The organism is Ferrimonas sediminum (assembly GCF_900100175.1).
In the GTDB taxonomy this organism is placed as follows: domain Bacteria; phylum Pseudomonadota; class Gammaproteobacteria; order Enterobacterales; family Shewanellaceae; genus Ferrimonas; species Ferrimonas sediminum.
In genome coordinates this window covers 55832-68828 of record NZ_FNEM01000008.1, presented here as the reverse complement: position 1 = coordinate 68828, position 12997 = coordinate 55832, and the positions used below count along the sequence as shown (strand labels likewise).

Annotated in this window: 11 protein-coding genes and 1 riboswitch; of the genes, 4 read left to right on the top strand and 7 right to left on the bottom strand. The window is 57.9% G+C overall.

Annotation, left to right across the window (positions count from 1 at the left end):
• Positions 1-8: 8 nt before the first annotated feature.
• The 4 genes from BLT77_RS10900 to BLT77_RS10880 form a co-directional block, all read right to left on the bottom strand.
• Positions 9-746, bottom strand: coding sequence for an SHOCT domain-containing protein (locus BLT77_RS10900; protein ID WP_090365299.1), 738 nt, complete (start codon positions 744-746; stop codon positions 9-11).
• Positions 747-1181: 435 nt separating this feature from the next.
• Complete coding sequence (locus tag BLT77_RS10890) at positions 1182-2315, bottom strand: AI-2E family transporter (RefSeq protein WP_245709924.1); 1134 nt, start codon at positions 2313-2315, stop codon at positions 1182-1184.
• Between the two features lie 53 nt (positions 2316-2368).
• The gene (locus BLT77_RS10885) at positions 2369-3403 is read right to left on the bottom strand and encodes a DUF2955 domain-containing protein (protein WP_090365297.1); all 1035 of its coding nucleotides are present in this window, start codon (positions 3401-3403) and stop codon (positions 2369-2371) included.
• Entirely contained in the window at positions 3393-4526 is a 1134-nt protein-coding gene (locus tag BLT77_RS10880) for an HlyD family secretion protein (protein WP_090365296.1), read from the bottom strand. The genes BLT77_RS10885 and BLT77_RS10880 overlap by 11 nt, the downstream gene beginning before the upstream one ends.
• Before the next feature lie 204 nt (positions 4527-4730).
• Here BLT77_RS10880 and BLT77_RS10875 point away from each other — a divergent pair, with 204 nt between their 5' ends.
• A complete protein-coding gene (locus tag BLT77_RS10875) occupies positions 4731-5837 on the top strand; it encodes a M20/M25/M40 family metallo-hydrolase (RefSeq protein ID WP_090365295.1) in 1107 nt (368 codons plus the stop codon).
• A 485-nt stretch (positions 5838-6322) separates the two neighbouring features.
• Positions 6323-7105 (top strand): DUF3859 domain-containing protein, encoded by a 783-nt coding sequence (locus tag BLT77_RS10870; RefSeq protein WP_176819285.1) that lies wholly within the window; start codon positions 6323-6325, stop codon positions 7103-7105.
• A 54-nt stretch (positions 7106-7159) separates the two neighbouring features.
• On the opposite strand, the gene BLT77_RS10865 is transcribed toward BLT77_RS10870, so the two are convergent.
• Positions 7160-7771 carry a LysE/ArgO family amino acid transporter gene (locus tag BLT77_RS10865; protein WP_090365293.1) on the bottom strand — a complete coding sequence of 204 codons (612 nt, stop codon included), beginning with the start codon at positions 7769-7771 and terminating at the stop codon, positions 7160-7162.
• Positions 7772-8230: 459 nt separating this feature from the next.
• On the opposite strand from BLT77_RS10865, the gene BLT77_RS10860 reads away from it, so the two are divergent.
• The gene (locus tag BLT77_RS10860; protein ID WP_176819284.1) at positions 8231-9001 is read left to right on the top strand and encodes a putative metalloprotease CJM1_0395 family protein; all 771 of its coding nucleotides are present in this window, start codon (positions 8231-8233) and stop codon (positions 8999-9001) included.
• Between the two features lie 51 nt (positions 9002-9052).
• Here the strand turns inward: BLT77_RS10860 and BLT77_RS10855 are convergent, their stop codons facing one another.
• Positions 9053-10465, bottom strand: coding sequence for an MFS transporter (locus BLT77_RS10855; protein ID WP_090365291.1), 1413 nt, complete (start codon positions 10463-10465; stop codon positions 9053-9055).
• Between the two features lie 348 nt (positions 10466-10813).
• Positions 10814-10914: riboswitch (purine riboswitch) on the top strand.
• A 24-nt stretch (positions 10915-10938) separates the two neighbouring features.
• On the opposite strand from BLT77_RS10855, the gene add reads away from it, so the two are divergent.
• Entirely contained in the window at positions 10939-11934 is a 996-nt protein-coding gene (gene add, locus BLT77_RS10850) for an adenosine deaminase (RefSeq protein WP_090365290.1), read from the top strand.
• Positions 11935-11970: 36 nt separating this feature from the next.
• Here the strand turns inward: add and BLT77_RS10845 are convergent, their stop codons facing one another.
• A complete protein-coding gene (locus BLT77_RS10845) occupies positions 11971-12654 on the bottom strand; it encodes a hypothetical protein (protein ID WP_143026613.1) in 684 nt (227 codons plus the stop codon).
• Between the last annotated feature and the right edge of the window lie 343 nt (positions 12655-12997).

The following is a 12997-nucleotide window of genomic DNA, read 5'->3' as shown; positions in this document are numbered from 1 at the left end:
ATTCAAACCTAGTCCAGCAGTTTCATCTTCTGGGCCACAAATTCGGTGTCGGTCAACACCCCCTGACGATGCAGTTCCGCCAGTTTCTGCAGTTCATCGGCCACGGAAATGGCGGACACTGGCTGTGGTTCCGGTTGAACCGCCTCAGGGGCCTGGCGCTCATCGTCGCGGTCGGCGCGCTGGATCAACACCTCCAGCAAGCCGTGCCAGTGGCGGGCCTGTTCCATGGCAGCGTTATAAACACCCCCCCCTTTCTTTGCCTCGACATCCATCAGGTTAATGTCGAGCACCGGCCGTTCGGTGCAGTTCACCAACAGCCGCAGATCGATGCGCTGAATCTTGTCGCTGGCAACCTTTTTCCCAGACAAGCCGCCGACAATGGCCCCCACGCCCCCCAGAGCCAGACCACCGAGCAGGGCACCACCGATTTGACTGCCCCGGGCAGTGCGGGTCACCGTCAGGCCATCCTCAAACATCTCGACCGACAGCAAATCTCGATACTCAAGCAGCGCCAACTCCGGCTCCAATGTTCCCTGTCGTATCACACACAGCTTCTGGCTCGATTCGTCCAGGGCGATACCGGTATTGCCGTCGTTCGCCATCAGTTGCTGCGAGGGCGTAAACTCCGCCAGTGCCTCAATGCTCTGACGCATCTGCTTCTTGCTGGACGAACGGCTCCAGGCCTGAAACACCGCCGCCAACAACGCCAGCCCCAAGATCACCCCAGCCCACTCCATCAATCCCATCGTCGTACCGGCTCCTTCGCCAAAATCAAAAATCGCGCCATTCTAGAAAGCGACAGGGCTAATGAACAGTCAAAGGCAGCCACAAACGCCAATCAGGCTCAGAAAATTCACCGGTGAACAACATTTTCCCCGGTGCGTTCACCGGGGCACTACATCTCGAGGTTCTTGTCCTGAGAAGCCGCGCCGATCGCCCCGGAAACCACCTGCCTTTGGAAACTGCTGCTGGTGGATGGCCGAGGCACAGTGGCCATACTGAGCCTGGAAGCCGTTAAAAGCGATAACATTATCAAAAATATACGGCAGGGTATCCGAGAGCAAAGGAAGCAGAATCCATTCCATTTGTTGACTGGGTTCCGTGCTCATAGGGCCCCCTCAGTTGGCAAACAGAAATACTAAGCCTGGAAGAGTTCCCCCGGCTTCACCGGCCTAAGGAGGCTACCCCTTAGGCTGCCGGGATCGCTCTCCGGCCGGTTCTCCCTCAACCGCCCCCTCGGCATCCGACCCGGACTCCGCCGCCACCCAGGCAACCAACAGTTTATACCCCAGCGCCAGCACCACGGCGCCGACAAACAGACCAACGATGCCGGACATCATCATCCCCCCCAGGGCTCCTATCAAGATCACCAGCATCGGGATATCCACCCCGCGCCCCATTAACAACGGCTTCAGCACGGCATCACTGGCGCTCACCAAAATCCCCCAGATCATAAAGACCACCGCCACGGTGGTCGACTCCACCGAGAATACATAGGCCATCACCGGCGCCAGAACCAGTATCGGCGGCAGCTGCACGATGGCCAGAATCAGCACCATCAACATCCACAGGCCTGTGGCTGGCACCCCGGCCATCGCCATGCCGACCCCTGCCAGCAGGGCCTGAATGAGGGCCACCCCGATCACCCCCTGGACCACGCTGCGTACGGTGGCCACCGCCAGGGAGGCAAAACTCTCTCCGTGCCCACCGGCCAGACGAACCGCCACTTGGTGAAACACCACATTGGCGCCCTTGGCATTGGCCATAAACACACCGGCAATGATGATGGAGATGACAAACTGCAGCACCGTGGCCCCCACTCCGCCGGCGACCATGGCCGCCGACGACGCAAACGCCTTGATCTCCGGGGCGTAGGTATTCAGCACCCCGGCCAGGTTGGTCGAGGAGCGGGACCAGAACTGATACAGCTTATCGCCTATCAGCGGCCAGTCGGCCACCGACGCCTTCGGCGGCGGAATCTCCAGGGTGCCCTGCTGAACATCGCCGATCAGCTGCTGAGTTTCGGAAAACAATGCCCCGGAGAACAGGACAGTCGGCACCAACAGCAGCGCCAGCACCAGCAGGGTCACCAAAATGCTGACCCTGGCCTGAGCGATCCCGGTTCGTAACGCGCCAGACTGAACCAAAGGATACAGGGCAATGGCGATGATCCCGCCCCAGACGATAGGCAGGATGAAGGGCCGGACGATCTGGAAACACCATGAGACCATCAGCGCAATCATACCGATCTTGATTGCCGCATCCACGGCAGCGGAGGAAAATGATTCGGGCTCGACGCTCTGCATACTTTTCATATTGACTCAGTCCTAAACATAAGAAGGCAACCCTGTGACTGGCCCCGCACCGGCTAGTGATGACGGGGGGACAACCAGGCCCAGTTTCTGCTCTCAAGAAAGAAAGACGCCACCACCATGTACAGCCCCACCAGCAGCAGTTGCACCATCCTCAAATAAAAATTCACATCCACCTCTTTGTCCACGGAGGAGGTGGTGGATCCCACCACTACCAGCAATGCCGAGAAGATGCCGGCATAAATGGGCGCCTTGGCCGGGTCGGCGTAAATCTTTTGGCCAAAAATCACCGCCGCCAGCATGGATAATGCGATGAAAAATGGCAGCTCCGGGACAATCACCAACAAGTTATAGAACAGCACCGCCAAGCCACCGCCGATGCCGTTGGTCAGCAACAGAAACAGGCTCACCTTGACGCTCTTGGCCCCGGTGCTCTGCAGCGACAGGATGGCGATGAAGATCATGGTCAGCAGTGCCCCCGACACCTCCATCAGGTAGAAAAAAACAATCACCGGGAACGCCAGTATCACAGCTCGAAACGCCTCAAACGCCCGTTCGTTCTCGCCGGGGGCCGCCATGGACGCAGGCTGAGAGGGCTCGTCAGGGCCCGAACGTTCCGGCAACCACAGGTGCATCAGGGCAAACAGGGCCACGGCCACCAGACCGGAAAAACTCAGCCCCAGCCCGACCTGCAGGGCCAAACCCGGCTGCATCATCCCCAGGTAGGGCAACAGCAGCACCGAGATGATCAGCATGGTGGCAAAAAAGTTCCATCTGGGATCGGTGAACAGGTAATAGGCCCACAGCATCAGCAGCGCCAGCAAGGGCAGCAGCAGCAGCGGGTACTCGGTGGGGCCAAAACTCACCAGCCAGGCGATGGCCACGGTTACGCTCATGGAGATCACTAACTCATAGACTGTGTGCAGCGTCGGAGCCTGTCGGTCTACCAGAAACTTGGCCAGAAAAACCGGCACGATAAAGGCCAGTGGCCAGGCCCATAGTGCCGAGAGGGCCACACTCAGGCCGATGCCGAGGGTAAATCGCCACACCCGACGACCGACCGGGTCAGGGCCACGCTCACTACCGGACATAGGACAACCAGCTGACGACCCGAATCCACAGCTTACCGAACAGGTTAATGAACGCACCCTCCTGGCTGTATACGATCACATCCACTTGCCCGCCGACCCGCCGGAACCCCTGAGCCTCATCGGCCGCCATCACTATGGTCACCGGAAAGCGCTGAGCCTGTCGCAACCAGCCGGTGTTGCCGGCGACCTGGGCCAGCTTGCCGGTTTGTTCATTCTGGCCCCAGTCGATGCCGTAGTCGATGCTGCTTACCCGCCCTGAAAACACCCGGCCAGGGGCGTAATCCAAGGCAAATTCGACTCTGTCGCCGGCATCGATGTTACCGAGGCTGTTTTCCCGGAAATAGGCTTCTATCCACACATCATCGACAGAGATAAACGTCATGATCGGCTGGCCGGTATTGGCGTACACCCCCTCCTTGAGGCGGAAATTGGAGGCAACGCCGTCCGTCGGCGCCCGAATCCGGGTTCGCTCCAGGTTCAGCTGCGCTTGTTGCAGGCTCAGCAACGCCTGTTTCATCTGGGTGTTATTGGCGCCCTCTGTCCCCAACCGCTCTTCCGCCTTGGCCAGATCGGCCCGGGCACTGGCGACACCGGCTTCGGCCTTGGTCAAGGCGGCGCGGGCGTTGTCGGCCTCGGCTTCGGACATTACCCCTTTGTCCACCATGGCAAAGATCCGCCGGGACTGAACCTGGGCATTTTTCAGATTGGCAAGGGCATTGGTAACCTTTGCCTGGGCCGCAGTGACATTGGCGGTTTGTGCCCCCATGTTCTGTCCCGCCTGCTTGAGCGCCTGCTCAGCCTGCTGCAGGGCAAGCCGGTAATCGGTCTGTTCGATGGCCGCCAGAACCTGCCCCTGACGTATCAAGGTGTTGGGTTCAACCCGTATCTCCTCGACCTTTCCGGAGACCTGCGGGCTGATGGGGACCACGTAGCCCCTGATCCTTCCCAGGTCGGTACTGGGTATCAACCTGTCCGCCACCAGATGAAACAGAAACAACACCACCACCAGAGCCAGGATCGCATTGGTGGCCTTGCGAATTTTATTGCTGGCCCCGGGTTGAGCGTCACCATTGACGCGCGCCTCTTCGGCGCCTGAGGGCGCCCTCTCCTGCTGCTGTGTCATGCCCTTCCGTATCCATTGTCTTTAAGATAAAAACAAAGAGAGAAACCAAGCAGTTCACTCTCACCTATACACTGTAGACCTGGGCTGACGAGCCGGCGTTATTTTTCACCGTGGTGCCATTCGCCCCATCAATGAGCTGGCTCACGCCAAACGCACGCCAAATTCGATACAGTGGCTCCTTTTGACACGCAATCAGGGCACAAGATGACAGGCATAAATCAACAACGGCTGGTGGACCACTTCATTGAACTGGTGAAGATTGACAGTGAGTCCGGCAACGAAAAAGCGATTGCCGAAACCCTGGCGGAGCAGCTGGGCCAACTGGGATTCCGGGTACAGCGCCTGCCGGTCGATGACGCGCTCTCCAACGGCTTCAATCTGTATGCACGGCTACCGGGTTCCTTGCCGGGCAGCACCTTGCTGAGCTGCCATATGGATACCGTCAGCCCGGGCAACGGCATTACCCCCATTATAGAAAACGGCATCATTCGCTCAGACGGCACCACCATCCTCGGCGGCGACGACAAATCCGGCATTGCCGCCATTATGGAAGCGATTCGAGTACTGCAGCATCAGAACCGGCCCCATCAGACCGTGGAGTTGGCATTTACGGTGTATGAAGAGGGCGGACTGCACGGCTCCAAGCAGTTCGACATGTCGCTGATCGAGTCCGGGCAGGCCATCGTACTGGACTCCGGTGGCGATATCGGCACCATCATCACCACCGCACCGGGGCAGCAGAACCTCAAGATCACTCTGGAGGGCAAACCGGCCCACGCAGGACTGGCACCGGAGCAGGGAATCAATGCCCTGACGGTGGCAGCCGAAGCCATCAGTAAGATGACGCTGTCACGAATCGACAACGAAACCACCGCCAACATCGGTATCGTGCGTGGCGGCAATGCCACCAACATCGTCATGCCGTCATTGTATCTGGAAGCGGAAGCCCGCTCCCTGGATGACCACAAGCTGGCGGCTCAGGTTCACCATATGGTCGACACCTTTAAACAGGCCGCCACCCACCACGGCGCCGGATTGAACATCGACAGCCAACGGGCCTACAACGCCTATCGCATCGAGGATAACCACCCGCTGGTGGAGCAGATCCGCACCGCCTTCTGCGCCATGGGCGTCGAGCCCAAGACCCGGGCCACGGGCGGCGGCAGTGACGCCAATATCTTCAACGAGAAAGGTCTGACTACGGTCAACCTGTCCACTGGAATGGCTAAGGTTCACACCACCGAAGAGCAGATCGCCATTGATGACATGGTGGCCATCTCGCAATTCCTGACCCACTTCCTGGCCAGCTAAACACCCGGGCCGCTGCCCTGGCAGCGGCCTCTCTACATATTAGAATAACTGCATACCAAAACTAATATTGGCATCGGTTGCCCTTGACCATTGCCATTTTCAATGTGAAGAATCACTGAGTTTTATCCCCCATTAATTAAGTGCATTCAACTGCTCAACCATCCCTCATTCAGCCCGATCCAGGACAACGGTTCGAGATTGATCGCCATAAATCACTGTTTTATTGGAACAAAGCCAGACGTAATGCTACAAAAACCTAACTTAATATTCGCAATAAATGAAACTTTCATGCGAAAAAGAGGTTGAATAACAGTATTTTGACCAGCCTTTGATTCGAAGCGGACCATATTTCTAACTGGTCTACAAAAACGGACAATTTAATACCTATTTCATTGAGAATGGTTGCCTTTGTCCGTATAATTCCGCCTCCTTTAACCACTCGAGTATGACTCATGAACCGGCGCCTAGATATTCCAACTGGACTGATGTTTTTCCTGGTCTTTTTGCTGGTCGGTTGTGCCTCGGTCAATCCCCCCTCCGAGCACAGCGGTTTGCCGGCCATCAACGCCAAGATTCAGATCTCGGGCCAGGCCAGCGAGTTGCCGGCCAACGCCGGTGTGCAAAGAGTAAAATATAAACGACGGGGCACGGTCATTGCCCAGCTGGGACAGGGTTTTGGTTTCAGTTACCGCCCCAGCCTGGCTGAGAATGAAAGCAGTGATCAAACCACCTTTCCCGTCACCATCACACTCACCCACCCGCCTATCACCCAGGCCGACGGCAGCGTAACTCGCATCACTCAATGGGACAGTGTGATGGAGTTGGGAAAGGTCAACCACAGCGTGTGGATATTCGAGTCGGAACGGATGCTGGTTCCCGGCAGTTGGTACCTGAGCGTGGACTACGACGGCCAGTCGTTGGCGAAGCGTCACTATGTGGTCGACACCGCGGCAACCCCGCCTCAGAAGCTGACTTCGGTCTGCAGTGCCGACGAGTCGCGCTACCTGTCCGGATTGGCCAGGGATCATCACGCCTGTTGTAACGACAACGACGCCCACGCCTGCTTCAATTTTGCCTGGCGCGGCGTCGAGCGCAGCGGAGACACCCTGGGTGCCGCCCTCTATTACGGCCGCGGCTGTGAACTGGGCGACCCGTCTGCCTGCCGTTTTGCCGGTCGCCTGGCCAAAGACCAGCAACAAAAACAGCATTGGTACAGCCTGGGCTGTGAACTGAATGATGCCGACAGCTGCCAGAAACTGACGGACTGATCGTCAACGCCGGGGCCAGGATTTTAGCGCGCGCCGCCGAGCGGCGGCGCGCAACTAATGACGAATCAACGCCCAGGCGATGGCAAACATCATCACCCCGACCGCCGCTTCAAACCACTGCCAGGCGCGGGCCCGGCTGAACAGCGGCGCCAGCAGGCGGGCACCAAAGCCCAGGCTGAAAAAGAACACAAACGACGCCGACACCGCCCCCAGGGCAAACGCGCCTTTAGCGCTGTACTGGGTCGACACCGATCCGAGTAACACCACGGTATCCAGATAAACACTGGGGTTGAGCCAGGTAAACGCCAGACAGGCCAGCGCCGCCGGTTGCCAGCGGACCAGCGCCATCCCCTCCCCGCTCATGGCATGACGCGACGTCAGCGCCGAACGCAGACTCAGTATGCCGTAAAGACACAAAAAACCGGCCCCCGCCCAGCGGCCCCACTGAGCCACATCATCGGACAGACTGAGCACACTGCCAAACCCGAACACCCCGGCGCTGATCAGCAGAGCATCGGACGCCGCACAGATGCTGACCACCAGCAACACATGCTGACGCATGATCCCCTGACGCAGCACAAAGGTGTTTTGCGCACCGATGGCAAAAATCAGCGAAAGCCCCAGGGTAAACCCGGAGATGGCCGCCTGCAGTGCACTGTCGTTCATGTCGTTACTCGAAACCCTAATGGCGCCACAGCAGGTGGCAATGGGAGGGCCATGGTACGCCAAACGACCTGCTACATCTAAAAAAAGCACCTCAGGAACGGTACTTTGTGCGCGAACAGGCCACACCCACGGTGAGTCACTGATGATGATCACCATCGAATAGATCCCCCCTTGATTGGCGCCAATCTCCGGGTTATCCCCCTCATCGGCCGACTAGGGTTGACTCTACGCAACCGCCGCCACCGCCAAAACGCGGCGGCATCCCTCAAATGGTATAACAAAGCCAAATTAACGCCCCTGGGCAGCATCACTCACCGATGCTGCGCCATGGTTGTTCACGAGGTAAAGCGCTTTAAATTCACCGCATTCTCTTCACCTTGGTCCCGGAAAACGCGATACTGGCTGTTCCAAGGGCCGGTCAGTACCAGTCCGCCATCATCTCCAGCTTCGGAAGAGACCATGAGCCTGTCCTCCCTGCCTCCGACCAACGCCGTTGCGCCACTTACGCCGGTCCATACCGGCCAGGCCGAGCCGCCGCCAGCAAACCCGAAACAGTCGGAGCCGGTTCAGCCGGATGCCGTGACAGCCGCCCAGACCGGACAGAAAAGCGATACCGATGCCGACGCATCCCAGTCGGGTTCCTCCGCCCAAACCCGCACCGAAGCCCGACTGGTTGAGCAGCAACTGCAGCAGCTACAATCCCGGGATCAGGAGGTCAAAACCCATGAGCAGGCCCACGCCAATGCCGGCGGCCAGCATGCGGGACGACCAAACTATGAGTTCACCCGGGGCTCCGACGGTCGCATGTACGCCAGTGATGGCGAGGTCAGCATCGACACCGGCAAGATTGAGGGGGATCCCCGGGCCACCATCGATAAGATGCAAACGGTGATCCAGGCCGCCAACGCCCCAACCCAGCCTTCCAACCAGGATCGTAAGGTCGCCGCACAGGCGGCGGTGATCATGAGTGAAGCCCGCACCGAGATGTTGCAGGAGTTGCAGCGGGCGGAGCAGGAAGCCGACAACAGCTCGAAGACCGCCGCTCCCTCAATCGAGAAAGCCACTGAAAGCAGCCCGGCCACGGGCGCCAGTACTCAGCCGGCCTCTAAACTGGACATCGAAGGCAACGGCAACGACCAGGCCCGGTCGCGCCTGCAGAATCAGATCGTCAAAGGCGGCGCCTACCAGCAGGCGTTTCCCCCGGGCAGCGTCATCGACGACCGTCTCTAACCCCCTGACGAAAAAAGGCCCGTAACGGGCCTTTTTTTCTCTTCGGTTCGATTACGCAGTCGCCACTTCGGCATCCACATTCCCGGCATCCAGACGCTTGATGACCGCACCATAGATGATCAGTGACACCGCCGACAACGATGCAATGCCAGCAAATACGTACCAGATGTAGTGGGCATTGCTGGCCGCCGCTGCCCAGGCGTCATGGCTGTCAAACAGGCGCGGATCCGGGCAATAGGCTTCCAGAAGATAGCCGGACAGGCCGAAACCCAGCAGCGAACTGATGAAGGAGTGCAGGTGCGAAAAGCCCAGGTACAACCCCTCCTCGCCCTTGGGCGCCTGCAGGGAGAAGTACTCCAGGAAGCGGGGCGAGATAAAGGATTCCGCCAGCCCTTGCAGGACGATACCGACGATCATCATCAGGGCGATGGGGTGGACCTGAATGAAACCCAGATCCACATTACCGTTAAGCATGTTGCCCGACGCCATGGCCAACGCCGACACCGGCATAATAAACATGCCCACGGTCATGGAGAACAGGGCACTGCGCTTGCGCATCAGTGCGGTCACCACACCGACGGTCATCACCACCACAAAGGGGTTAACGTTGGCGTACCAGCTGGGAGAGGCGCCTTCACCGGCCATCCGCAGCACGTACTTAGGCATGGTGGCGTACAGCTGGTGTTGTACCATCCAGAAGCCGGAGATGATGAAGGTAAGGGTGATCAGGCGAGCGTTGCCGACCACCTTCACCAGGGCTGCCCAGGTCTGGGACAAGGAACGCTTCTCGGTGGTATCTTCAGCGGTTTTGAAGAACATGAAGATGGCAAAAAACGCCACCGCTGTCATGGTCGCGGCGAAGTAGTTGAGGTTGATAAGCCCCAAATCACCCATGGACTCACGCAGCGGCTTGACCACGGTTTTGCCTGAAAAGGCACCGATGTTCACCATCATATAGAAGATGGAGAAGCCCTTGGCTCGAGTCTCGGCGGTAGTGGACTTGGCCACGGTGGCAGTGATCACCGCCTTGATGAAGGAGCCACCAATCATGATGACCACCATTACCGGCACAATGGCCCAGCGTTGGTCCGACTCCATCAGACCGGTAAACACCACCTGGCGACCGTACTCCACCAACCCCTGAGACTCCATCACCGCCGGCAGCAGCGCCAGGCTGGCGTAACCTATGGTCAGCAAGCCGAAGGCCAGCATCAGTGAGTTTCTAAAACCGATCTTATCGGCGATGGCGCCACTGAAAGTGGGCAGAAAGTAGAGGCCAGCGGAAAACATGCCAGAGATCCAGGCCGCTTCCACGTCGCTGAAACCCAGGATTCGGGACAGATACAGGGTGATAACAATGAACACGCCGTAATAGGCCGCCCGTTCCAACAGCTCAACGCCGTTGGCTACCCAGAAGTTCTTCGGAAAGCCGCCGAAGAAAGAAGAAGATGAATTTGAATTCATTATAATTATTTCCAGCTACAGGAATGGTTGAAGAGTCACAGTGACACCGGCCCGGGCCTTAAGCCCGGCGACTGGCACTCTGCCGCTTGTGCCGGTGAGTCTACCCTATTTTTACATTCACAGAGAACCTGGATGACAGCATCGTTGCCTGCGCGTTACATCTTCGCCGGTTTTATAACCCGGTTCTCCCCGTCTGCAACCGGCTCACGGCGCCGGAATGACGAAACTAAACGTCACAATTGGCGGGCTTTTCTTTCTGATTTGGCGGATTCAAGGAAGTTTGTGGCGGCTCACACTGTCAGAATCGATGGTGAATTTCAGCTTTGCACCCCAGGTTACGCTTATGTTAGACTCTGCCGAAAATTGCTTCATATAATCCCAATGATACGGTTTGGGAGTTTCTACCAAGAGCCTTAATATTCTTGATTATGAAGTCTGTAGCTTTATGTGCGTAATAGTAAAGGTAGAGACTCATGAATCATTTTAACCTGCCCAAGATCGATCTTCATTGCCACCTGGACGGCAGCGTTCGTCCCCGCACCATTATCGAGCTTGCCCACCAGCAGGAAGTGTCACTGCCCAGTGATAATGTCGACGACATTCGCGCCTTGATGGTCGCCCCGCCGACCTGTCCCAACCTGGATGAATACCTGAAGCGGTTTGAGCTGCCGTTGTCGGTGATGCAGACCGAGGCCGCCATTAAACGCATCTCCTTTGAGCTGTTTGAAGACGCCGCCCTGGAAAACGTCAAATACCTCGAGGTGCGCTTCGGTCCCCTGCTCCACCTGCAACAGGGCCTGACCCTGGATCAGGTCATTGGCAGTGCCGTCGCCGGCATGAAAGAGGCGGAGCAACAGTACGACATTCGTGGCAACTACATCCTGTCGATTCTGCGTACCATGCCGAAGGACCGCATCGATGAGGTCATCGATGCCGGTGCCCGCTACCTGAATCAGGGCGTGGTCGCCTTTGATCTGGCCGGCAGCGAACTGCCGGGCTTCAGCCAGGAGTTTATCGCCTATGCCGACTACGCCCGTCAGCTGGGCTACCGGGTCACCATTCACGCCGGTGAACAGGGCAGCGGCCAAAACGTGTTTGATGCGGTCAGCCTGCTGGGTGCCGAACGCATCGGCCACGGCATTCACATCAAAGGCCACCCTCAGGCGTATCAGTTGGTGAAAGCGCAGTCGGTGGCACTGGAAACCTGCCCCAGCAGTAACATTCAAACCAAGGCCGTCGACGATCTGGCCAGCCATCCGGTCAAAGCCTTCCACAAAGACGGCGTGCTGATCACCATCAATACCGACAACCGTACGGTGTCCGATACCACCATGACCGATGAAGTACGCAAAGTGATGGAGGAGTTTAACCTGAGCGAAGATGAGTACTTCGAGATCTATCGGGTCAGCGTCGACAACGCCTTTGCCAGCGATGAAGTAAAGGCACATTTGCTGAAATACCTGCCTTAACCGCTCACCGGCACTGCACCGGTTTCCGCGACGGTCTTACGACTTGGTCCGGGACAGGTGCAAACGCCGGGTGGCAAAACCGACCCCGCCTGGCACAGGGCCGTAGGCCTCGCCGGTCAGTTGGGCTTCTATCATACTGAAGCGCCCGTAAGTCACCACCTCCACCCGCATGATCACCGAACTGCGACTGGGCAGCCGCACCTGCAGCTCCCATGCCGGCACCACCGACAACCTTCGGGTCAGGGGCGCAAGCTCGAAATCATCACACACCAGCTGGGCCTGGTCCGCCAACTCGGCCATCAGGGCACCAATCTGCGAGTGACGCATCAGCGAATTGGTCAGGTTGGACTCAAAAGAGTCTGGAAACCGCTCAATCTCCTCCAGGCCGCGATAGGCAAAATCGGCGTCTACGGTAAAACTGTCCCCTAACCTCCAGGCAACCTGCCGGGACAGGGACACATAATCCTCAAAACTCTGCTGCTGCGAGACCGCGGACTCCAGCACCGTCACCTCGGCCGGCTCACCGGCCTGGCAGTCCAGTAAAATCAGGTTTGCCCCGGCGGCATCCAGTACCGCAAACTGGGTCGGTGGCTCGGGACACAAGGGACGCACCAGATTTTTAATCTGTTCGATCTGGCAATGGTGGCAATTCAGCAGCAGTCGTTCCGCCGCCTGCGCGGTGCTAGCGAGCAACAGAACCATCAATATCGCCCATCTCATTACAGACCCTCCTCTGTCGCGGCCGCTACCACCGCCCGTTCTACAGAAAAATAAATGCAGATAAATCAAAGAGTCAGGACATTATCACAAGAGGGTGTTGATTCAATGTTGCGACCACAGGAATGCTAAGGCTGCCGCAAAAAGTCGCCATCGACCAACCGTTGCTAACGCCATCAGCAACCGCCAGCACGACGCAACCCCCGACTCCCTCCCCCCAGCGGCGCCATTCCGTAAAGCAAAGTTGCCAGTATCGGCGCTTCGGTGCGCTTGAGAATTTATCGGTTTGCGACACCGATGTTACAACCCTTTAGCCAAGCCGTGGTATTATCCGTAACTTATTGTA